General features: G+C 53.8%; 21 protein-coding genes. 6 read left to right on the plus strand and 15 right to left on the minus strand.

The window, feature by feature from the left end:
• Positions 1-78 precede the first annotated feature (78 nt).
• The 6 genes from P1U71_RS14355 to P1U71_RS14380 are packed head-to-tail and all read right to left on the minus strand — an operon-like array spanning position 79 to position 6161.
• On the minus strand, positions 79-744 hold the full coding sequence (locus tag P1U71_RS14355; RefSeq protein WP_301106306.1) for a cysteine hydrolase: 666 nt from the start codon (positions 742-744) through the stop codon (positions 79-81).
• Complete coding sequence (locus P1U71_RS14360) at positions 744-2276, minus strand: ABC transporter ATP-binding protein (RefSeq protein WP_301106308.1); 1533 nt, start codon at positions 2274-2276, stop codon at positions 744-746. Before P1U71_RS14360 ends, P1U71_RS14355 begins: the two co-directional genes overlap by 1 nt.
• On the minus strand, positions 2273-2986 hold the full coding sequence (locus P1U71_RS14365) for a cysteine hydrolase family protein (RefSeq protein WP_301106309.1): 714 nt from the start codon (positions 2984-2986) through the stop codon (positions 2273-2275). Before P1U71_RS14365 ends, P1U71_RS14360 begins: the two co-directional genes overlap by 4 nt.
• 8 nt (positions 2987-2994) lie before the next feature.
• A complete protein-coding gene (locus P1U71_RS14370) occupies positions 2995-3918 on the minus strand; it encodes an ABC transporter permease (protein WP_301106310.1) in 924 nt (307 codons plus the stop codon).
• Positions 3918-5018, minus strand: coding sequence for an ABC transporter permease (locus P1U71_RS14375; RefSeq protein WP_367281202.1), 1101 nt, complete (start codon positions 5016-5018; stop codon positions 3918-3920). The genes P1U71_RS14370 and P1U71_RS14375 overlap by 1 nt, the downstream gene beginning before the upstream one ends.
• A 15-nt stretch (positions 5019-5033) precedes the next feature.
• Entirely contained in the window at positions 5034-6161 is a 1128-nt protein-coding gene (locus P1U71_RS14380) for a BMP family ABC transporter substrate-binding protein (RefSeq protein ID WP_301106312.1), read from the minus strand.
• Positions 6162-6285: 124 nt separating this feature from the next.
• Between P1U71_RS14380 and P1U71_RS14385 the strand changes: the two genes are divergently transcribed.
• From P1U71_RS14385 to P1U71_RS14410, 6 genes are all read left to right on the plus strand, one after another.
• Complete coding sequence (locus P1U71_RS14385) at positions 6286-7188, plus strand: LysR family transcriptional regulator (RefSeq protein ID WP_301106313.1); 903 nt, start codon at positions 6286-6288, stop codon at positions 7186-7188.
• Positions 7189-7481: 293 nt separating this feature from the next.
• Positions 7482-9104: an ABC transporter substrate-binding protein gene (locus tag P1U71_RS14390; protein WP_301106314.1), complete on the plus strand. Its 1623-nt coding sequence runs from the start codon at positions 7482-7484 to the stop codon at positions 9102-9104.
• 40 nt (positions 9105-9144) lie between these two features.
• Positions 9145-10173, plus strand: a complete 1029-nt coding sequence (locus P1U71_RS14395) for an ABC transporter permease (RefSeq protein ID WP_301106315.1) — start codon at positions 9145-9147, stop codon at positions 10171-10173.
• A 9-nt stretch (positions 10174-10182) separates the two neighbouring features.
• Positions 10183-11028: an ABC transporter permease gene (locus tag P1U71_RS14400; RefSeq protein ID WP_301106316.1), complete on the plus strand. Its 846-nt coding sequence runs from the start codon at positions 10183-10185 to the stop codon at positions 11026-11028.
• An 11-nt stretch (positions 11029-11039) separates the two neighbouring features.
• Entirely contained in the window at positions 11040-12011 is a 972-nt protein-coding gene (locus P1U71_RS14405) for an ABC transporter ATP-binding protein (RefSeq protein WP_301106317.1), read from the plus strand.
• Positions 12008-13036, plus strand: a complete 1029-nt coding sequence (locus P1U71_RS14410; RefSeq protein WP_301106318.1) for an ABC transporter ATP-binding protein — start codon at positions 12008-12010, stop codon at positions 13034-13036. The genes P1U71_RS14405 and P1U71_RS14410 overlap by 4 nt, the downstream gene beginning before the upstream one ends.
• A gap of 173 nt (positions 13037-13209) precedes the next feature.
• Here the strand turns inward: P1U71_RS14410 and P1U71_RS14415 are convergent, their stop codons facing one another.
• From P1U71_RS14415 to P1U71_RS14455, 9 genes are all read right to left on the minus strand, one after another.
• Entirely contained in the window at positions 13210-13992 is a 783-nt protein-coding gene (locus P1U71_RS14415; RefSeq protein WP_301106319.1) for an enoyl-CoA hydratase-related protein, read from the minus strand.
• A gap of 41 nt (positions 13993-14033) precedes the next feature.
• Complete coding sequence (locus P1U71_RS14420; RefSeq protein ID WP_301106320.1) at positions 14034-15227, minus strand: CaiB/BaiF CoA-transferase family protein; 1194 nt, start codon at positions 15225-15227, stop codon at positions 14034-14036.
• Positions 15228-15349: 122 nt separating this feature from the next.
• Positions 15350-16243 carry a CoA ester lyase gene (locus tag P1U71_RS14425; RefSeq protein ID WP_301106321.1) on the minus strand — a complete coding sequence of 298 codons (894 nt, stop codon included), beginning with the start codon at positions 16241-16243 and terminating at the stop codon, positions 15350-15352.
• Complete coding sequence (locus P1U71_RS14430; protein WP_301106322.1) at positions 16240-16692, minus strand: MaoC family dehydratase; 453 nt, start codon at positions 16690-16692, stop codon at positions 16240-16242. The genes P1U71_RS14425 and P1U71_RS14430 overlap by 4 nt, the downstream gene beginning before the upstream one ends.
• A gap of 31 nt (positions 16693-16723) precedes the next feature.
• Positions 16724-17929: a CaiB/BaiF CoA-transferase family protein gene (locus tag P1U71_RS14435; RefSeq protein ID WP_301106323.1), complete on the minus strand. Its 1206-nt coding sequence runs from the start codon at positions 17927-17929 to the stop codon at positions 16724-16726.
• A gap of 19 nt (positions 17930-17948) precedes the next feature.
• Positions 17949-18344 (minus strand): Zn-ribbon domain-containing OB-fold protein, encoded by a 396-nt coding sequence (locus tag P1U71_RS14440; RefSeq protein ID WP_301106324.1) that lies wholly within the window; start codon positions 18342-18344, stop codon positions 17949-17951.
• Positions 18341-19513 carry a thiolase domain-containing protein gene (locus P1U71_RS14445; protein WP_301106325.1) on the minus strand — a complete coding sequence of 391 codons (1173 nt, stop codon included), beginning with the start codon at positions 19511-19513 and terminating at the stop codon, positions 18341-18343. Before P1U71_RS14445 ends, P1U71_RS14440 begins: the two co-directional genes overlap by 4 nt.
• Before the next feature lie 45 nt (positions 19514-19558).
• Positions 19559-20725, minus strand: coding sequence for an acyl-CoA dehydrogenase family protein (locus P1U71_RS14450; RefSeq protein WP_301106326.1), 1167 nt, complete (start codon positions 20723-20725; stop codon positions 19559-19561).
• A gap of 72 nt (positions 20726-20797) precedes the next feature.
• A partial coding sequence (locus P1U71_RS14455; protein ID WP_301106327.1) for an IclR family transcriptional regulator occupies positions 20798-21590 on the minus strand: 793 nt, incomplete at its 5' end.

The raw sequence follows: 21590 nt of genomic DNA on the forward strand, positions 1-21590 counted from the left end.
ATTTCGACGCCTGGCTGAAAGGGTTCAAAAGCATAATCTTTCCACCCGTCCGGAACGAGATCACTAAATATGGCGGGTTTAGTCACTGATTGCCTCCAATATTCTATCTGTTTCGGTCGTCCAGCCGACAATGCCGCCTTGCGCACAAATCATCGCAACAGCGGCTTGTTTGAATTCGGGAAAATAGCTTTCCGTTGCATCCGTCGCGAGGAGGCAGTCATATCCACGATCGTTAGCTTCGCGCATTGTCGTTTGCACGCAGACTTCCGTTGTGACGCCGGCAAAAACAAGGTGTTGTAAATTTTCCGCCTTGAGAATCTCGCCGAAATCTGTCGCGTAAAAGGCGCCTTTCCCGGGTTTATCAATAACGAACTCTCCCTCAACCGGTTGTAGCTCCGGAATAATTTCGGCACCCGGCTCTCCGGCGATCAGGATGCGGCCCATGGGTCCGGCATCGCCAATCCGAAGAGCCGGGTTCCCGCGGTGCCTTTTTGCAGGGGGAAGGTCGGAAAGATCGGGCTTGTGGCATTCTCGTGTATGGATGACAGAAAGACCCGCTTTGCGAAATCCGTCCAGCAAGCGTTGAACTGTTGGAATGATGGCTTGCAGCCGCTCGACGTCGTTGCCGAGACTGGCCCCAAAACCGCCGGGTCCGACGAAATCACGCTGCATGTCAATGATCACCAGGCCAGTAGTTTGTGGGTCAAAGGGAAAGCTGAACGGTTGGGCCGGTATGGTTTTCATCAGTGATGTCCCGCCATATAGCGGCCGATTTCACCAACTTCGGCCTGAGCCGCTGGCGTTTCAAACGCGAAACGGCCTTCGGACATCACAATAATCCGGTCGGAAAGTTCGAGGATTTCATCCAGATCCTCGCTCATCAGCAACACCGCCGATCCGGAATTGCGCGCCATGATAATGCGCGAGCGAATTTCCGCCACCGCGGAGAAATCGAGGCCGAAACAGGGGTTTGAGATAACCAGAAGATCGACCTGTCCGGTGAGTTCGCGTGCCAGTACAGCGCGCTGGACATTGCCGCCGGAGAGGGAGGCGATAAGGCTGTCCAATGACGTCGTTTTTACCTTGAAGGCGGACACCAGTTCGGCCGCCTTCTTTCGGATTTCACGGTCATTGATCCAGAATCGCGTGCTCCCGCCATTTTTTACGTCGAAATATCGAAACCCGATGTTTTCGGCGACCGTCATATTGGAGACACAAGCATTGCGCAGAGGCTCTTCGGGCAACACACGCACGCATAGTTCCCGCGCCTCGGAGCGCGTTGCGGAATAGGATGCCCCTTTTATTGAAATTGACCCTTCCGAATATTCCCGTTGACCGCTGAGGATCTCCATCAATTCCATTTGGCCATTGCCGGAGATACCGGCAATGCCGACGATTTCACCCGCACATACATTGAGCGCGTCAATTTCGATCGGCTTCAGGCCTGACCGGTCGATGGCGCGGATATCCGAAATAGACAGGATCGTTTTGCCGAGCTCGCCCGTTCGGTCGGAATTTCGTTCCGGAAGCTCTGCGCCAACCATCATTGCCGCCATTTCATCAGTCGAGAGGTCGCTGACTTTTTCGCCGCCAACCATGGCCCCCCGGCGTAATATGGAGACTTCATCTGCGAATGTTGTGACTTCCCTGAATTTGTGGGAGATCATCAGGACACTGATTTTACCGGCCCGGCACAGATTACGCACGAGCCCAAGAACTTCATCCGCCTCGGCGGGTGTGAGAACCGAGGTTGGCTCGTCCAGGATCAGGAAACGTCGACCGAGATAAAGTTGCTTCAGGATTTCCAGTTTCTGCTTTTCGCCTGCTGCGAGGCTCATCACCGGCCGATCGAGCGGGACCTTGAAGGGCATGGTGTCCAGAAAGGCCGCTAGGTCTTCGCGCTCTTTCCGCCAGTCAATGACTGCAGGTGCGTCGTCGCGGCTGATGACGAGGTTCTCCGCCGCTGTCAGCGAAGGGACAAGGGTGAAATGCTGATAGACCATCCCGAGTCCGAGAGCATGGGCCGCGCGCGGGTCGGGGACCTCGACTTCACGGTCATCGACCATGAGCTGGCCCTTGGTGGCGTGATAAAATCCCATGATACATTTGACCAGGGTCGATTTTCCGGCCCCGTTTTCGCCAAGCAGGGCGTGGAAGCTGCCGGGCGTCACCTTGATCGATACATCATCGAGCGCCGTGAAATTACCGAACTGCATCGTCATGCCGACTGTCTCAATGCCGATTGCGCCGCTCGCTTTTGAGGTGTCGTTCGTCATGGCAATTGACTCACGAATGTTGCGCTATTGGAAACCGTGCCGAATACACCGCCCTGCATCTTGACCATTTTGACGGCGGCAGCGTGGTTGCCGGGATCGGTGGCTGCGCAGCAATCTTCAAGCAGCAGGCATTCGAAGCCCCTGTCATTGGCTTCGCGCATCGTCGTATGGACGCAAACATCGGTTGTAATACCGGTCAGCACGATATTCTCGATCCCGCGCACCCGCAGCATCAATTCAAGGTCCGTTGCGCAAAATGATCCCTTGCCGGGCTTGTCAATAATCGCCTCCTCGGGTAGCGGCGCCAGTTCGTCGATGATTTCCCAGCCGGGTTCGCCGCGGACAAGTATTTTGCCGCAAGGACCGGGATCGCCAATACCGGCCCCGATTTGCCGAGAGCGCCAGCGTTTGTTTGACGGCAGGTCGGCAAGGTCAGGTCTGTGGCCTTCGCGGGTGTGGAAAATATGATACCCCTTGGCGCGCATGGCAGTCAGGACATTGGAGATGGGCTCAATCGGTGCCCTTGTCAGACTGAGGTCATATCCCATCTGGTCAACATATCCGCCAACTCCACAGAAGTCGGTCTGCATGTCGATAATAATGAGAGCCGTATTTTCAGGCTTCAGGTCGCCGTTATAGGGCCAGGGATAGGGATCTGCTTCTATGAAACTCTCCAATATGGATCCCGCATTTTTCGTATGTTTGTTCATAGGGGCCTCTATTTTGTAATACTCAGTTCAGCAGGTGCGCCGGTCATGGTCTTTGACGCGGAGCTTGTGAGAATCATAACGGCCAGCGTCAGGACGTAGGGTGCTGCGTAGAAAAGGTAATAGCCTTGTGTTACGCCGACCGATTGCAGCGCCGGTCCCAACGCGCCCGCTCCGCCGAAAAGAAGTGCCGCCCAGAAACAGTAAATCGGGTTCCAGCGAGCGAAGATCACGAGCGCTACTGCCATCAGCCCTTGCCCGGACGAGATGCCCTCGTTCCAGCTTCCCGGATAATAGAGGGATAGATAGGCGCCGCCGACACCGGCAAGCGCCCCACCGGCTGCTGTTGATAATAGTCTGACCAGGTTCGGGCGCAGACCCATGGCGCGGGCGGCGTCCGTGCTGTCGCCAACAACGCGAATGATCAGACCGATTTTCGTATTGCGGAACATCCACCATAGCCCGAGAGACGCAGCGATGCCGATCAGGAACAGGATATTCACCTTTAGCGCAGCCTGTACCTGCGTATAATCCGACCAGAAGCCGAAATTGATTGCAGGCAAATCCGGCGCAACGGGCTGGATAAAAGACTTGCCGAAAAAGAAAGCAAGGCCCATCCCGAACAACATCAGCGCAATGCCGATGGCGATATCATTGACTTTCGGAAGGCTGCAAATCCAGCCGTGCAGGAGGCCGAAGGCTGAGCCCGCGATCATTGCAGCCAGTACACCCATCCAGGGAGAACCGGTTTCATAGGCGACCGCATAAGCTGACATCGCGCCGAACACGAGCGTTCCTTCCAACCCCAGATTGATACGACCAGACCGCTCCGTCAGACATTCACCCAGGCTGACGAAAAGAAATGGGGTGGAGACGCGGATGGCGCCGCCGAGAATCGCAAGGGGAACACCCCACAGACCAATATCTCCGCCCATTACGACCTCCACCTATCCGGATTGAAAATCCGGAATTGTCCGTAGAAAGTTTCGCTGATCAGGATGGCAAGAAAGATAAATCCCTGCATGACCAGAACGGTTGCATCGGGCAAATCCATGCGCCGTTGAATCAGGCCGCTGGACGCCTCGATACCGCCGAGAAGGATCGCGACAGGAATAATTGCCAGTGGGTTTTGCCGCGCGAGAAAGGCGACCAGAATGCCGGTATAGCCAAACCCGGCGGCAATCGAGGCATTGGCCGTTCCCTGAACCGCCGAAACCTCGAACATACCAGCCAAGCCGCCGAATGCACCGCCAAGTGCTGTAAAGCCGACAATAAGGATGCCGACGGGAAGCCCTTGTATTTGCGCCGCACGTACATTTCCGCCAGCGATCCGCGCGGCGAACCCCCAACTTGTCTTCTCGATGAGTATCCAGGAAAAGACACAGGCGATGATCCCGGCGGCGAGTCCCCAATGCACGTCCATTCCCGGCAAACTGCCGATACGCAAATGTTCGGCAAGCGGCAGCGTTGATGGCTTGTTCAGGCTGGCCGGATCGCGCAGCGGGCCTTCGACGAGCTGGTTCATGATGGCGATGGCGATATAGGCCATCAGCAGGCTTGCAATTGTTTCGTTGACGCCGCGGTAATGCCGCATGGCGCCAACTGCGCCAATCCATAGGGCGCCTGCAATGGCGCCGGCGATCATCATCATCGGTATCGCCAGAAGGGCAGGGACATTTACCAAGAGGGACGCAATAGCTCCTGTAGCAACACCTCCCAGAACGATTGCCCCTTCGCCGCCGATAATGACCAGTCCCAGTCGCGCAGGCAGGGCAACGCAGAGTGCCGCGAGCAGCAGCGGCGCGGCGCGGGACAATGTGTTTTGCCATGAAAAGCTGGTGCCGAATCCCGCTTTATAAATCAGTTGGTAGAAATCGATCGGCGATTTACCGACGACGAGCAAAAACAGGCTGAAGGCCAGCAGTCCGGCCAGAAGGGCGGCGATCGGAATAACCACCCCCTCCAGCCGACGGACTGCTTTGGAAAGGGAACCGGGTGCGGCTATCGCAGGTACCTGAGCCAATGATTGCTCCATCATTGTTTTTCCTGTTTAGCTGGTAGACCCGACGACGCCTTCAACCAGATAGTTCATGCTTTCCAATGCGACGTCCGTTTCGACAAAGGATTGACCGGCTGTCGCGATGACATTTCCTTTGTTGTCATTCAACGGGCCCTTGATAACGGCGAACCCGCCCTTGAGGATTTCGGCTTGCGTCTCCTCAAACTGCTGGCGTCCAGCATCGGATACGGCAGGGCCGAGGGGGCTCATCTTGATAAAGCCTTCCTTCAGGCCGCCGCGGATAAAGTTATCAATGGTCCCGCCGCCTTTCATTGTATTCACCATATCCGTATAAACCTTCGCCCAGTTCCATTCTGCGCCGGTTAGATACTTATCGGGTGCCAGCGAGCTCTGGTTCGCGTGATAGCCGCAGATGTAGGCTCCGCGTCCGGCTGCTGTTTCCATGACCACCTTCGGTCCATCGACATGGCAGGTAATGACGTCGGCACCCTGATCCGCAAGCGCATTGGTCGCTTCCGCCTCCTTGACGGCGAGGGACCATTCGCCGGTGAAAATGACCTGGCAGGTAATCGTCGGGTCAACAGCTCGTGCCCCCAGCAGGAAGGAGTTGATATTAAGAAGAACTTGCGGGATCGGCTTCGCGGCAACAAATCCGATCTTCTTGGTTTTTGTTGCATGGCCCGCAGTGATACCGTTCAGATACTGCCCCATGCCGATATAACCGAAATACGATCCGACATTCATGGGATGCTTGTCCGCCTGCCACATGCCGCCCGCATGCTCGAAACGGACATCCGGGTATTTCTTGGCCATGGTGAGAATATGTGGATCGAAGTAACCAAAAGAAGTCGGGAAGATAAGCGATGCCCCGTCAAAATTGATCATCGATTCCATGGTTTTCTGAACGCTGACGTCTTCCGGAACATTCTCCTCTTCGACAACGGTGACGCCCTCGATTTCTTTGACGGCGGCGGCACCTTCTGCATGGGCCTGGTTATATCCGTAATCGTCCTTGGCGCCGACATAGACAAACCCTACGGTGAGGTCGGCGGCAAAGGCGCGCTTTCCAGGAATGATTGAACTCATGGCGGCGAGTCCCGCAAGTCCGGCGGTTGATTTTAGAAGATTGCGGCGGGAGGTTTTGTAATTGATGCTCATGGAAATTCCCCTGAAATTTCATCTCTATTGAATCAAATTTTGCAGGTGCGAGCGTATCTGTCTTCTGCTATATTTTCATCAAGATGCTGCAAAAAATGCAGCAGTAGCCGTTCGGGGCCTAGTTATGAAGCATCTGACTACCATACGTTACATCGATACCGTCGCCCGCATCGGTTCGATCCGGAAGGCGGCGGAGGTTCTAGCGATTACGTCCACGGCTTTAAATCGCCGCATCCTTGCCATAGAGGAGGAACTCGGCGTTCCCATATTTGAGCGGCTGCCGCGCGGCGTGCGGCTCAATAGTGCTGGGGAAATCCTTGTTCATCATATTCGCAATCAGCTCTCGGACATGGAACGGGTCAAATCGCAGATCGCCGATCTCTCGGGCATCCGGCGGGGGCATGTGTCGATTGCCTGCAGCCAGGCTTTGCTTCCCTATTTTCTTCCGCAGCAAATCGCCATCTACAGAAAAGAGCATCCGGCGGTGACCTTCGGCGTTTACTTACGTGACAGGGCTGCTGCCGAGCAGGCGCTCGTCGATCATACGGCGGATCTCGCGCTGGTGTTCGAGCCTGTAAGGCTGGCAGAATTTCAGACAATCCTCACCGTCCGTCAGCAGGTCTATGGGGTGATGTCGGATAGTCACCCTCTGGCGAGTCATGAAACATTGCGGCTGCGGGATTGTCTCCGGTATCCGATCGCCTTGCCGACCAGTCCCTATGGCGTGCGGTACCTGATGGAGCTGGCTCTGGTGGATTCGCCTATTGTCCTGGACCCCGTCATTGAATCGGACAGCTTTGAATTCCTGCGGAATCATACGCTGGCCGAAGGTGTCATATCGTTCCAGATCCCGATTGGTCTGTCGGTGGAAGATATCCCAAAAGGATCCGTCGTGCGCCCTATCGACCTTCGGGATGTTCCCGCCGGACTGATTTATATTGGCCAGCTCCGCGGCCGCACCTTACCGGTAGCAGTTGCGCGTTTTGCCGATCAAATAACCAAGGCGCTTCAGCTCCGCTACGAATAAAGCAGCTTATTTCCCTGCATTTATCTTTTGGTATATTAATCTGATGCATTTTTTGCAGCATCGGTGAAGAAAAATAGCAGCATACTGCAGCGCTTTATCCTGTTGTACTACTTCATGAGTAATGGTCGCATACAGTTCTGTTCCCCCAGACAGTTAGAATGAATGACCTCAAGTTTCGGCAGGTCAAAGCGTGATTTCCATAAGCCACGCACTGCCAATTACATCTGCTCAGGCCGGGAAAAGGCTTTGAGCTTCACCAAGTGACGTGAATTGTTCTATCAAGGAGACGAGCCATGCGCAGAAGAGATTTTCTCAAGACAATGGGCGCCGCGAGCAGCGCCGCCGTAATTCCCTTTCTAAGATTTTTGCCAGCAGAAGCGGCGGGACGGGACGATACTCTCGTTGTTGTGAGCGGGAACGGTCCCAACAGTATGGATATTCAGCGCAAAGGCACAAACCGGCCAAGTTACCAGATCGCTGTCAATCTGTATGACCGGTTGGTGGGATATTCGACGAAGACGCTGGCCAACGGCTCCTTGATGTATGACTATTCGAAACTGGAACCGGAGGCGGCGGAATCATGGGTCGTATCGCCGGACGGAAAGACGATCACCTTCAAGATGCGGAAAGGGGCGACCTTCTGGGACGGCGCCCCCATTACCGCCTATGACGTAAAATGGTCGTTTGACAGAGCCGTCAGCCTCGGTGGATTCCCGACGGTGCAGATGAAGGCCGGCGCGCTTGAAAAGCCCGAACAGTTCGAAGCTCTCGATGCGGATACTTTTGTCATCAAGCTGCTGCGCCCGAGCAAGTTGACACTGCCTGATCTGGGCGTTCCGGTGCCGATTATTTTCAACTCTGAGCTGGCGAAAAAGAACGCGACAGCCGACGATCCCTGGGCGACCGAATATCTGCACCGTACCCCTGCCGGAAGCGGTGCCTTTATGCTGGAACGCTGGGACCCGGGCCAGCAGGTTGTTTATAAGCGATTCGATGAATGGAAGAACGGTGTGTTGCCCGGAATATCGCGCGTGATCATTCGTGAGATTCCCTCGGCATCGACGCGCCGCGCGCTGCTGGAAAAAGGGGATGCAGATGTTTCCCTCGAAATGCCGCCAAAGGATTTTGCGGAATTAAACGCCTCCGGCAAATATACAATCACCGGTGTGCCAATCGAAAATTCCATGATTTCCATTGGCCTGAATCTGAATTTTGAGCCTTTCGCCAATAAACTGGTCCGCCAGGCGGTTGCTTACTCAGTGCCCTACGACCAGATTTTCAAGCAGGCGGCGTTTGAGCGTGGAATTCCGATGTGGGGCGGCAAGTCACTGACACCGGCGACAATTGAATGGCCGCAACCCTTCCCTTATGATACGGATTACGACAAGGCGAAGGCCCTGTTGAAGGAAGCCGGTTATGAGAACGGTTTTGAAGTGCCTTTGTCCTTCAATCTTGGTCTCGCGCAATGGTCGGAACCTATGTGCTTGCTGTTACAGGAGAGCCTAGAGAAAGTTGGAATCAAGGCCACTCTGGAAAAAATTCCCGGGGCGAACTGGCGGACAGCGGCATTGGTCGAAAAGAAGCTGCCGATGCATATCAAGGATTTTGGTGGCTGGCTGAATTATCCAGACTATTACTCCTTCTGGGTTTACCAGAAAGACCGGCTGTTTAACTCGATGAATTATTCCAATCCGGAAGTGGAAAAAATTACGGACATTACTTTGAATATGGAAGTGGATGATCCGCAATACGAACCGAATATAAAGAAGCTGCTGAGCATCTTCTTTGAAGATGTGCCGTTAATCCCCGTATATCAGCCTTATCTCGATGTCGCGATGCAGAAAAATGTGACGGGCTACGAATATTATGCCCATCGCCAATTGGATTGCCGCTCATTCGGAAAAGTGAGCGCATAGAAATAATTGTCTTAAAACGTCAAGGCCGTGGGTTGGAAATATGAACCGCAATGATAAGCTGCGCATAATCTTCGGGCGCCTTATGCAGGCTATCCCATCGATAATCGGGATTATCATTGTTACGTTCATCCTGACCCGCGCCTTGCCGGGTGATCCTGCGGTTTATTTTGCAGGACCCGCAGCGACTGAAAAATCCATACAGGAAGTCAGGGTGTCTCTCGGCCTGGATAAGGGCTGGCTCGAACAGTTCTGGATTTACGCGACCAGCCTTGCCACCGGAGACCTTGGCGTGTCGGTTAGTACGGGGTTGTCGGTCAAGGAAGAACTGATCAGACGGCTGCCGGCCTCCCTGGAACTTACATTTCTGGCTTTGATTTTTTCCGTTGGGGTCGCCCTTCCTCTTGGAATAGCGGCGGCGACCCGGCCCAACAGCTGGGTTGATCAGCTTTGCCGGCTTGTGGTGACCGCCGGTGTTTCCCTGCCCGTTTTTTTTACGGGCCTGTTTATGGTTTATCTGTTCTATTACATACTCGGCATTGCTCCGGCGCCGCTGGGGCGGTTGGATATCATTTATCTGTCTCCACCGACAGTGACGGGTTTCTACACAATCGATGCCTTGCTCGATGGCGACTTTGAGACCTTCGGTGCGGCGTTCAGGCAATTGATACTTCCGGCGATTACACTCGGCATATTTACTCTTGCGCCGCTCGCCCGCATGACCCGCGGCGCCATGCTACAGGTGTTGTCCTCGGATTTTATCCGAACGGCGCGCGCCTCCGGCCTCAAGCGCTCGACGGTCCTGTATAGCTATGCGTTCCGGAATGCGTTGCTTCCCATCCTCACAACTTTGGGGATGGTGTTTTCATTCATGCTGGGATCGAATGTTCTGGTGGAAAAAGTCTTCGCCTGGCCGGGAATTGGATCTTTCGCCATTGAAGCGCTGATCGTGTCCGACTATGCGGCGGTGCAGGGGTTTGTTCTGGCAATGGCAATTCTTTATGTTCTGCTCAACCTGACGATCGATATCGTCTATACGCTGGTGGATCCACGTGTTGGACTGGAAAGCTGAGGCGCCACGATGTCAGAATTTTTCAAGCACCTTCGCTATGTACTGACTGAAAATCCGGTGACACTGATTGCGGGAACCATGTTCGTGCTGCTGGTTATCGCGGCTTTTATCGGCCCGTCTATCGTTCCCTATGATCCGATGGCGAGCAGCGCGTCGCAAAGCCTGAAGCCGCCTTCGTGGGAGCATTGGTTTGGCACTGATCAGCTTGGCCGAGACGTTTTCAGCCGGATCGTCGTCGCCACACGCCTTGATCTTGCCATTGCCGTGTCAGCGGTCGCAATTTCCTTCATCTTCGGGAGCGTTTTGGGGTCTCTTGCCGGTTTCTTTGGGGGATGGGCAGACCGTATCGTCGGTCGAATCACGGATACGATCATGGCCTTTCCCCTCTTCGTGCTGGCCATGGGGATCGTCGCGGCTCTTGGCAATAGCGTTGAAAATATCGTTTATGCTACTGCCATCATAAATTTACCGTTCTATGCCAGGATGTCCCGCACAGAGGTCAATATCCGCCGCTCTGCGGATTTTGTGCTGGCGGCGCGTCTCGCTGGAAATTCGTCGCTTCGTCTGCTTGCAACGCAAATTTATCCGAATACCCTACCGCCGTTGATGGTGCAGGTATCGCTGAACATGGGCTGGGCGATCCTCAATGCGGCCGGGCTATCCTTTATCGGGCTCGGTGTTCGGCCACCGACTGCAGAATGGGGAATTATGGTTGCGGAAGGTGCTGGCTATATCGTTTCCGGCGAATGGTGGCTGGCAATTTTCCCAGGGCTCGCGTTGATGCTCGCGGTGTTTACCTTCAACTTGCTGGGCGACGGGCTGCGTGACCTTATCGATCCAAGGCGGCGGACATGAAAGAGAAACGAATGCCTGATGCTTTTCCTCTTCTTGATATCAAAAACCTGTCCGTTGAATTCAGGACCAGAAGCGGCGTTGTAAAGGCGCTCGAAAATGTTTCTCTGGAGGTTTTACGGGGCGAGATCGTCGGTATCGTTGGTGAAAGCGGATCGGGTAAATCTGTTTCCGCCCTCACAGCCATGGGAATTCTCGATCCCGCCGGCCATGTCACGGCTGGTTCGATTTCGCTGGGCGGGCTGGATGTCCTGGGCGCAAGCGAAGCGGTGTTGCAGACGATGCGCGGACAACAGGCCTCGATGATTTTTCAAAGCCCCCGCACCTCGCTCAATCCGATCCGTACCGTTGGCAAACAGATTGGTGATGTGCTGCACCGCCATAATATGGCGAACCGCCAGAATTTGCGCGAAATGGTGATTAAGGCGCTGAAAACAGTGCGCATTCCCGATCCCGACCGCCGCTTCGATGCCTATCCCTTCGAAATGTCAGGTGGAATGTGCCAACGGATCATGATCGCGATGGCACTGGCCTGCAGCCCGGAACTGCTGATCGCGGATGAGCCGACGACGGGACTTGATGTCACGACGCAAGCGGCAATTATGGACTTGATCCGCGATTTATCGCGCGAACGGAATATGGCGACGGTTTTGATTACCCATGATCTGGCAATGGCAGCCGACTATTGCGATAGGATCATCGTCATGCATGCGGGGCATGTTGTCGAAAGCGGCACTTCTCGTGATCTGTTCTTATCGCCTCGTCATCCCTACACGGCCAAGCTCATGAAAGCCACGCCAAACGGGGGCGGCAGCCTGGACGACATTGCATCAATTCCCGGCGGGTTGCCGGACCTGCGCGGAGAGCTTCCTCCGTGCCGCTTTTCGGGACGATGCGAAAGGCATGAGGCCATTTGCGACTCATCCGCCCTGATTGCCAAAGAGGTATCGCCCGATCATTTCGTCAATTGTCAGAGGCCGCTATGACTGCATTGCTGGAGGTATCTGATCTCAAAAAATACTATGCGCTGGGCGGCAATGGCCTTTCCGACAATGCCTTAGTGTCGTGGATACGAAACCGGTTCACCAATGCACCGAAAGAAGCACAAATGCTTCATGCTGTTGATGGCGTAAATTTCATGATTTCCAAAGGAGAGAGCTTGGGCCTTGTCGGAGAATCTGGCTGCGGGAAGTCAACATTGGTGTCCATGTTGGCGAGGCTTTCCGACAGCACAAGCGGAACAATCGAATTTGCCGGCAAGGATATCGGCTCTGTGCCCGCAAAACAATTTCACGCCGAGCCGGAACGAAGTGAGCTGCAGATTGTGTTTCAGGACCCGCATGAAAGCCTGAACCCGCGCTTTACTGCCTTCGATACGATAGCCGAACCGCTTCGCCGCTTGGCGGGCCTTTCGAAGAAGACGGAACTGCGGGCGCGTGTTGAGGCTGTTGCGACGCAGGTCGACCTTCCCTTGCAATTGCTCGGCAGGTTTCCGCATCAGCTTTCCGGAGGGCAAAAGGCGCGGGTGAACATCGCCCGTGCCATCGCGCTCTCACCCAAACTGCTTATCCTCGACGAGCCGACGTCTGCGCTGGATGTCTCTGTTCAGGCAGTGGTCCTGAAACTTCTGGTCCGGCTGAAACAGGAACTTGGGATGAGCTACCTGTTCGTCTCCCATGATCTCAATGTCGTGCGGTTGCTCTGCGACCGCGTAATTGTCATGTATCTGGGACAGATTATAGAGGAAGGCCCCGCCGAAGAAATTTTTACCAAGCCGTTGCATCCCTATACACAGGCTCTAACGGCGGCCATCCCCGGTCATAATAAAGACGATGCGTCCAAATTTCGCCTGGAGGGGGATCCGCTCAGTCCCGTTGATCCGGATCCAGATGCCTGCCGCTTCTACGGGCGGTGCCCGAATGGCAATGATTTATGCACGAGAGCTGCGCCGCCAAAATTTTCCCCGACCCCTAATCATTATTCTGTTTGTCATTTTCCACTATCAAGATAGATGATGACGAGCGCCGCCATATCAGATTTCCCCCATTTTTAATTCAGGTGTTGGGAGATCGATATCACTTGATCAATCAGTTTGGATGGTCACGCCATTATATAATCAGATGCGAAAGCCGGTTCGGAAGGCATTGTCATCTAGGAGGCGCCCACAGATGACAATGCTAAAATTCACTCCCCTTTAAATACTGCCGTGCGTTTTTCAAGAAATGCCGCGACCCCTTCTTTTGAATCATATCGCTCACGTAAATCGGCGTTCACTTCAAGTTCTCGGCGAAACTGGGTCTTGAAATCGTTGTGGGCGCTTTCATCAACTGTCCTGCGGGTCATGGCAAGCGCATAGGTAGGTCCGCTCGCCAGCTTTGTGGCCAGGGCCTTTGCTTCGTCCATCAGTTTGTCATCTTCGTAAACATCGCTGACAAGACCCCAATCAAATGCTTGATCAGCGGAGACGGGCTCATTGGTCATCATCATTCTCAATGCCCGTGCCCGGCCGATGGCCTGCGGCAACAGAAATGTCGAGCCGAGATCCGGGCTGAGACCGATACGACTGAATACCTGAATGAATTTTGCTGACTTACCGGCAATCAGAATATCGCCGGCAAGGGCAAGAGAGAATCCACCCCCGGCGGCCGCGCCGTTGACTGCCGTTATGACCGGTACTCGGCAAGTGCGGATAGCGTTGATGGCATCGAAATAACAACCAGTATAGAGTTCGACGATATCGCTTCCCTCCGGTGGGCGGTTGCGAAGATCCTGACCCGCACAAAAGCCGCGCCCGGCGCCCGTGAGGATGAGGGCGCGTATATCCCGGTTCTCTTCGATGATTTTTAAGGCGTCCTGGATTTCATACATCAGGTCGAAGGTCATTGCATTTAACGCCTCCGGCCTGTTCAATGTCAGTGTTGCCACCTTATCGTCGATATCGAAAATAATATTCTTGAAATTTTCCATCTCTAAACTCCCGAAATGCAGTTTGTCCTCGGCGCGACCACTTAGGGTTGTTGGGTGACTTTATCTGTTATGAATTGGCTTATTTCCACCTCTGAATAACCAGCTTCACTAAGAATTTCAGCGCTTTGCTCTCCGAGGTGCGGCGGCATGCTGCGAATGGTTGACGGTGTTTTTGAAAACCGGACAGGTGGGTCGACCATGCGTAATGTTCCTTCGGTTGGATGTTCTTCAAACCGCCAGAAGCCCGTCGCCTTTAACTGCTCGTCTTCCAGCAACATTTCCTTCGTCATGACCGTTTGCACGGGAATATTCAGGGTGTCGAGATCACGTTGCCATTCGGCGGAGGAACGTGTAGCGATAATATCGGCGAGCAGGCCATATATTTCCTGAGAATGTGCGACGCGGGTGGCAAGGCTTTCAAATCTTGGATCCTTCTTGAGATCGTCCCGTCCGACGATGTCAAAGAGATCCTGCCAGTTGCGATCAGTATAGGGCAGAACCGCGAGATATCCATCCGTGGTCGCATAGGGCTTGCGCATTGTGTTCAACAGGCGTTCGTATCCCATCTTGGCGATGGGCGGTTCGAAGCAGGCACCATATAGATGCTCGACCATAACGAAATCGACCAATGCCTCGAACATAGGAACCTCGATCGCCTGTCCGCCATTGCCTCGCTCGCGCCCCAAAAGACCCGCTAATATTGCTGATACGAGATTAAGGGATGATGCCTTGTCAGCAATAATCGTCGGCACATATCTCGGCTGATCAGAGGTAATCGTCAAAAGATCGGCAAGCCCTGAAGCCGCCTGAATGATGTCATCATAGGCGGGCTTGTCCTCCATCGGTCCGCCAGCCCTGAATCCATAGGCCGCACAGTAAATCAGATCGGGAAAATCGTCTTTGAATTTGTCATATTCCAGACCGAGTTTTTTCGCAACTTTCGGGCGCAGGTTATGTACGAAGACGTCGGCAGTTTTTATTACTTTGAACAATGCATCAAGCCCAGACGGCTTGGTTAAATCCAGAACAATGCTGCGCTTGTTGCGGTTGGTCGCGAGATATAGGGACCCCATTCCCACATTTTTTTTTGGTCCGGAATGGCGTGTCGTATCGCCAGCCGGTGTTTCCACCTTGATCACCTCCGCCCCCATATCGCCGAGCATTTGTGTTGCCCAGGGACCTAGAATCACAGTGGTTAGTTCAACCACCCGTATACCGTCTAATGCGCCTGCCATTTTCTTGTAATTTCCTTTAACTATCTACGTAACTGCGGTGAATTACGATGAGATCGGGCTTATAAATGCCCATAAAAGTCAGAGGCGACACAGGTTTTCCCCTGATGTCGCCCCTTAATTTTCTAGCCCCGTGCTCTGATTTGCTCTGCCAGGGCCATCACGTTTCTCGCCTGCTTCAGATGCGGCATATCCAGCATTTTTCCATCGAGGCCAATGGTGCCAAGCCCCGGGTTCTGCTCGAAAACATCGATGACCTTTTGGGCGTAGGCGACGTCTTCCTCTGATGGCGTGAAGGCTTCGTTGATGATTGCCGATTGCGCCGGATGAATGGCGATCTTGCCTATGAACCCGGATCGGCGATCCCGCAGGCAGTCCGCCTTCAACGCATCGAGGGCACGGTAATCAACAAAGACAACCCCGACCGGCTGGACATTAATGGCACGCGCGGTGGCCAGACAAAGGGATTTTGCGAGCAGGAACGGGTCGTCATACTCGCCGGTTACCGGATTGCGATTGTCGCTGGCGCCGAGTGCAGCAGCGAGATCCTCGCCACCCCATGTCATCCCGACCAATCGGTTACTGACGTTATCAAGGTAGGTATGGAACGTCAGAAGCGACGCGGCTGTTTCCGTGGCGACGCACAGTATTTTCGTGGAGCCTTGCTCGATACCCTCACGGACTTCCAAAACCGACAGGTATTTATCAAGCGTATTCACTTCTTGCGCCGAATATACCTTGGGGAGGACAATGCCATTGGGCTTGCCCGGCATGACGGCCGTCAGGTCGGGCAGGGACAGCGGATTATCAAGAGGATTGATCCGCACCCAGAGCTGCTGACGTGACCGGTCTGTGTTGGCTTTCAGATAGTCGCAGACCATTTTTCGCCCAATTTCCTGGCGGTCATCGGAAACGGAATCTTCAAGATCCAGAATGAGGGCATCTGCCGGGTTTTCAAGGCCCTTGGCGAGTTTTCGTTCGTTATCTCCCGGCACGAACAGCCATGACCGGATTATCATGCTGGTTTCTTCTTCATAAGGCCGGTCCGCACGACATAGGCGATTTCCTCATCGCGCTGGTTGAGGCCGATATGTTCGAAAACCACAAGTCCGGTGGTTGGGCGGGACGCGCTCTCGCGCATTTCCTTTATGCGGGTAACCACGTGAATGGTGTCACCGTGAAAAACCGGGTTTTTGAACCGGATATCCGTCATGCCGAGATTTCCAAGCGTTGTCCCCAAGGTGGTATCTGCCACGGTTACGCCAATGACAAGACCCAGCGTGAACAGGCTGTTGACAATCCGCTGACCGTACATCGTGCCTTTGCTGTATTCTTCATCGAGATGAAGCGGCTGTGGATTATGGGTCATGGCGCAGAACATAATGTTATCCATTTCCGTGACGGTTCTCGTCAGCGGGTGTTTGAATTCCATTCCCGGTTTGAACTCTTCGTAATAAAGACCTGACATGTTTCCTATTTTCTCCTGTTATATAATCTGGTTAGTTTGTGGGGAGGGCGGTGACGCCCTTCTGCAATAGGGACGTGATTTTTTCTTCGTTGTAGCCAATTTCGGCCAATACTTCCGCACTATGCTCTCCCAGTCGCGGCGCCGGTCGGGTTGAAGATGGCTGGGTTTCGGACCACTGGCTCGGAACTGCCATATCCAGCAATCTCCCTTCACTCGGATGGTCGATAGATTTGAAGAATTTCGTCGCCTCCAAATGCGGATCTTCCATCAACGTGGCGGGCGTATGCAACGGCATTGCCGGAATATCGGCATCATCGAACAGCTTAAGCCATTCGGCGGTTGTTCGTGTCAGCATCAGCGCCGAAAGCTCGGCATAAATCTGCTTGATGTTCTCTGTTCGGGTCGTCATGCTTTTAAAGCGCGGATCGGCATCAAGATCGGCTTCTCGTCCAAGCGCTTGATAAAATGAACGCCAGTGACGATCCGTATAGACCATTACGCAGACATAACTGTCTTTTGTCTGATACGGTCGACGATCCGCATTGATCATCCTGTCGTAACCAAGCGGCCCAATCGAAGGGTCGAATGTATGGCCGGCCAGATGATCCGCAAGGACAAAGCTTGCCATCATTTCGAACATCGGCATGTCAATTTGCTGACCCTTGCCGGTGCGGCACTGGTAGTAAAGCGCGGCATTGATCTGCCCGACAGCCCATAGGCCGACGCCACGATCGACAATCGCCGTGGGGGCATAAACCGGTTTGCTTCCATCGGCCATGTGAGACAACCAGGGAATGGAAACCGCGCCCTGGATCAGATCATCAAAGGCGGGTTTTTTCTTATACGGCCCGCCTTGTCCGTACCCGAAAAGACCCGCATAAATTATACGCGGATTGACCTTGGCGACAGCCTCATACGACAGGCCAAGCCGGGCCATTACTTGCGGGCGGCGGTTATAAACCAGAACATCCGCGTCGCGCATCAGATCAAGCGCGGCTGTCAGGCCTTCAGGTTGCTTGATATCCAGAAGTATGCTGCGTTTACTTCTATTACAATTCAGATAGATGGCGCCCATTCCCGGATTTCGATAAGGGCCGATGCCCCGAACGGGATCACCGCCCGGGGCCTCGATTTTTATAACGTCTGCTCCCATATCTCCAAGTATCTGGGTCGTATAGGGGGCCATCAGCATATTGGACAGGTCAATCACCTTGACACCGTCGAGAGGCCTAGTCATAGGCATATTCCTTTGGAAATTATTTACAAAGCCGGAAAACGGGCAGCGACTGATTCCCTTCGGTGTCACGGAATGTGACTTCGACGGCTTTGCCGATTTTCACATCGTCGAAATCACTTTCAACAATGTTCGTCATCATGGTGACCCCTTCATCAAGGGTGACATAGGCCATGACGTAGGGTATTTTCGCCCGGCGCATGATGGAATAGCTGTAAATTTTTCCCTTTCCACTTGCTTCATACCACTCCGTATCGCTGCTTGAGCAAACCGGGCAGATAGTTCGCGGGTAAAAATGGGTCTTGCCGCAGGCGTTGCATTTTTTCATCAGCAACTGACCGTTTTTCGACCCTTCCCAGTAACGTTCTGTCTCCATATTGATGTCGGGGTCTTGATATGTTCTTTCCTGCGGGCTCATGCGTCGTTCCTTCCCAAAATTACTGTTCCTGCGCCGGTGCGTGTTGAAATCTGTCCGCCTGTGCCATGGGCGAGGGCGAGCGTGCAGTCCGGGACCTGGACCTTGGGATGGGCTTCACCGCGCAACTGCCGGACGGCCTCGATAACCTTGGTCATGCCGCCGCGATTGCTCGGATGGTTGTTGCACAGGCCGCCGCCATCTGTGTTGAAGGGGAGCTTGCCGACACCGGAAATCAGGTTGCCGTCGGACACGAATTTACCACCTTGGCCTTTTTCGCAGAAACCGAGATCTTCGATCGTTTCCAGAACCGTGATTGTAAAACTGTCATAGATAGAGGCATAATCCATATCTGCTGGCTTAAGATTGGCTTCGGCAAAGGCGATGGGGCCGGATTTCGCCGCACCGGTATATGTCAGGTCGAACCGACCGCCATTCAAATGCTTCACTGCCTCACCATGTCCAAGCACCTTGACGCAGCGATCCCCGAGGGATTTTGCGATTTCCGGGCTGACAACAATCAGCGCGCCACCCCCATCACTGATAACGCAGCAATCAAGACGGTGGAGAGGGTCTGAAATCATCGGCGAATTGACGACATCTTCTACTGTAACAACATCACGCAACAGGGCGTGCTCGTTATGTTGCGCATGATGAGAGGCGGCCACCTTGATCCAGGCGAGTTGTTCGCTGGTCGTTCCATATTCATACATGTGGCGCATCGCCGCCATGCCGTACATATTGGTTATGACCGGCGCATAGGGGATCTCGAAGCCACGCTCCGGCAGTTCGCCGCCGCGATCGCGCGCGCCGAGCGTCGTCAGACCTTCTGCCCGAGGCCGTCCGGCAAGGGTGATCAGGGCAACATTGCATTTACCGGCGGCGATTGCCTCGACCGCGTGACCAACATGGACAACATATGAAGATCCGCCCGTTTCGGTGGTGTCCGTGTAGGTTATATTTAGCCCCATATACTCGGCCATTGACATACCGCCCAAGCCGGGCGCATCTCCATCACAGAAATATCCGTCAACATCGTCTTTCGTCAGGCCCGCGTCTTTCAGCGCACCAATAGCGACTTCGGCATGTAACTGGGGAATTGTCTTGTCGACGGCCTTGCGGGTTGGGTGCTCGTATATACCCGCAATATAGGCCTTGCTCATTCGGCTCATGTTTTAACCTCTGTTATTGTTTTGTTATGGGTCGTGGTTACTATTTCAGTATGATTTCGGGAGGTCCAGCGCATTTTCTGCAAGGTAACTCAGAATTAACTGCGGACTGATCGGCGCAAGGCGGTGTATCAGGGATTCACGCAAGTATCTTTCGACGTGAAATTCCTTGGCATACCCCATTCCACCGTGGGTCATGACGGCGTTTGTACATGATTTGAAGGTAGCTTCCGCCGCAAGATATTTTGCCGCATTGGCCTGAAGACCGCAGTCCTTTCCCTCGTCATACAAATTGGCGGCCTGGAATGCCATGAGGTTTGCTGCTTCCAGTTCCGCCCAGGATTCTGCAAGGGGATGCTGGATTGACTGGTTCATTCCAATAGGACGTCCAAAAACCACTCGGTCTCGCGCATATTGGGCCGCTTTCTTGAGTGCTGCACGCCCTAGGCCGACCATGGAGGCGGCTATCAGAATTCTTTCAGCATTCAACCCATGCAAAAGATATCGAAATCCTTTGCCTTCCTCGCCAACCAGATGTTCTTTGGGAATGCGAAGTCCATCGATAAACATTTGATTGGAATCGACGCATTTCCGGCCCATTTTATCGATGGGACGAATTTCGACATAATCGCGATCAAGATCAGTGTAGAAAAGGGAGAGTCCGTCTATCGGCCGTTTCATCTCCTCTTCCCTTTTAGTTCGGGCGATGAGCAGCATCTTGTTCGCGCGCAAGGCTGTCGACGTCCAGATCTTCTCGCCCTTGACAACATAATCTTTTCCATCCCAGACGGCGCGGGTTTTTAGCCGTGTCGTATCAAGGCCAGTGTTCGGTTCGGTAACCGCAAAACATGCAACATCCTCCCGTTTGATGATAGGCGGGAGCCATTTCTGCTTCTGTTCTTCAGTGCCGAAAACCACAACGGGGTTGAGACCAAAAATGCCGATAATTAGGGCGGCAAACCCGGCGTTCGCGGCGCCGGATTCGGTAATTGCCTGCGCCATGACGGCCGCATCCGCGATCCCGAGTCCGCTGCCGCCGTATTCTTCCGGCATGGCAATTCCCATAAAGCCCTCATCAACGATTGCCTGACAGAACTCCTCTGGGAATTTTCCGTCCGTATCCCGTTGAAGCCAGTAGTCATCTCCAAATGGTTTGCATATCCGCGCAATACTGTCCTTGATCTGTTCTTGTTCCGGTGTAAGTGCGAAGCTCATTTTTTGTCCTTATTATATTTATTATTTTACTGGTCCGGCACGAGCTGGAGGCTGCTCATTGGGGCATTCCATTCACGTCGAGAAAGTAGAATCTATCGAAACACCACCCGTCGCCATCGTGCATTCTTTCGCTGCCTGAATTACAAGCTGTTCATTCTGGGAGGCATTGGCACGCATACGCTCTGATGGTCCCGCAATCAATATCGCCGCAATGACCTCGCCTGTACTTGAGTAGATCGGTCCGGCCAGACCGCTGGATCCTTGAATTTGTTCATCTGATGTTCTGGCGATGCCTTCCCTCCGGATTTTTTTAAGGGCGGCCATGATCTCAGACTTACCGGTGAGAGTGGTCTCGGTATAGCGCTTGCGACGATGCGAGCGCAGATAATTCTCAAGCCGCTCGGCCTCAAAGAAAGCTAAAAGAAGTTTGCCTCCAACGGTGCAGTAAAGTTCTCGGTTTTCACCGATGGGGACGGAATACCGAATGGAGTTTGTGCTTTCCACCTTATCGAGATACGTCACCATATCGCCTTCATGATTCAGGGCGGCGATCACTGCGGTTTCGCCTGTTTCCCGGGCGAGGTCAGCGAGAGCAGGATGTACCAACTTGAGAAATTCCCGACCTGAAACCGCTCGCATGGCGAGTGTAATAAATCGTGACCCAAGGTAATACCGGCCAGCTTCACCCCGCCGCAGGCACCCTTCTTCCGTCAAGCCGGCGAGGAGGCCGACGAGGCTTGTTTTTGGCGCAGATGCTGAAACAGCTAACTGCGACAATGTCGCCCCGGCATCCGTAGAGGCTAGAAATTCAAGAATGGAGAAAATTCGTCCGACCGACTGCGGCCCGCTACGCGAGGCAGTTGTA

Origin of the sequence: Sneathiella sp. (assembly GCF_029233945.1) — a bacterium.
GTDB lineage: Bacteria > Pseudomonadota > Alphaproteobacteria > Sneathiellales > Sneathiellaceae > Sneathiella.

Excerpts from the sequence above, each read along its gene's own strand:
- P1U71_RS14355 (WP_301106306.1), bottom strand. The coding sequence starts at position 744 with ATGAAAACCATACCGGCCCAACCGTTCAGCTTTCCCTTTGACCCACAA.
- P1U71_RS14360 (WP_301106308.1), bottom strand. The coding sequence starts at position 2,276 with ATGACGAACGACACCTCAAAAGCGAGCGGCGCAATCGGCATTGAGACA.
- P1U71_RS14365 (WP_301106309.1), bottom strand. The coding sequence starts at position 2,986 with ATGAACAAACATACGAAAAATGCGGGATCCATATTGGAGAGTTTCATA.
- P1U71_RS14370 (WP_301106310.1), bottom strand. The coding sequence starts at position 3,918 with ATGGGCGGAGATATTGGTCTGTGGGGTGTTCCCCTTGCGATTCTCGGC.
- P1U71_RS14375 (WP_367281202.1), bottom strand. The coding sequence starts at position 5,018 with ATGGAGCAATCATTGGCTCAGGTACCTGCGATAGCCGCACCCGGTTCC.
- P1U71_RS14380 (WP_301106312.1), bottom strand. The coding sequence starts at position 6,161 with ATGAGCATCAATTACAAAACCTCCCGCCGCAATCTTCTAAAATCAACC.
- P1U71_RS14385 (WP_301106313.1), top strand. The coding sequence starts at position 6,286 with ATGAAGCATCTGACTACCATACGTTACATCGATACCGTCGCCCGCATC.
- P1U71_RS14390 (WP_301106314.1), top strand. The coding sequence starts at position 7,482 with ATGCGCAGAAGAGATTTTCTCAAGACAATGGGCGCCGCGAGCAGCGCC.
- P1U71_RS14395 (WP_301106315.1), top strand. The coding sequence starts at position 9,145 with ATGAACCGCAATGATAAGCTGCGCATAATCTTCGGGCGCCTTATGCAG.
- P1U71_RS14400 (WP_301106316.1), top strand. The coding sequence starts at position 10,183 with ATGTCAGAATTTTTCAAGCACCTTCGCTATGTACTGACTGAAAATCCG.
- P1U71_RS14405 (WP_301106317.1), top strand. The coding sequence starts at position 11,040 with ATGCCTGATGCTTTTCCTCTTCTTGATATCAAAAACCTGTCCGTTGAA.
- P1U71_RS14410 (WP_301106318.1), top strand. The coding sequence starts at position 12,008 with ATGACTGCATTGCTGGAGGTATCTGATCTCAAAAAATACTATGCGCTG.
- P1U71_RS14415 (WP_301106319.1), bottom strand. The coding sequence starts at position 13,992 with ATGGAAAATTTCAAGAATATTATTTTCGATATCGACGATAAGGTGGCA.
- P1U71_RS14420 (WP_301106320.1), bottom strand. The coding sequence starts at position 15,227 with ATGGCAGGCGCATTAGACGGTATACGGGTGGTTGAACTAACCACTGTG.
- P1U71_RS14425 (WP_301106321.1), bottom strand. The coding sequence starts at position 16,243 with ATGATAATCCGGTCATGGCTGTTCGTGCCGGGAGATAACGAACGAAAA.
- P1U71_RS14430 (WP_301106322.1), bottom strand. The coding sequence starts at position 16,692 with ATGTCAGGTCTTTATTACGAAGAGTTCAAACCGGGAATGGAATTCAAA.
- P1U71_RS14435 (WP_301106323.1), bottom strand. The coding sequence starts at position 17,929 with ATGACTAGGCCTCTCGACGGTGTCAAGGTGATTGACCTGTCCAATATG.
- P1U71_RS14440 (WP_301106324.1), bottom strand. The coding sequence starts at position 18,344 with ATGAGCCCGCAGGAAAGAACATATCAAGACCCCGACATCAATATGGAG.
- P1U71_RS14445 (WP_301106325.1), bottom strand. The coding sequence starts at position 19,513 with ATGAGCCGAATGAGCAAGGCCTATATTGCGGGTATATACGAGCACCCA.
- P1U71_RS14450 (WP_301106326.1), bottom strand. The coding sequence starts at position 20,725 with ATGAGCTTCGCACTTACACCGGAACAAGAACAGATCAAGGACAGTATT.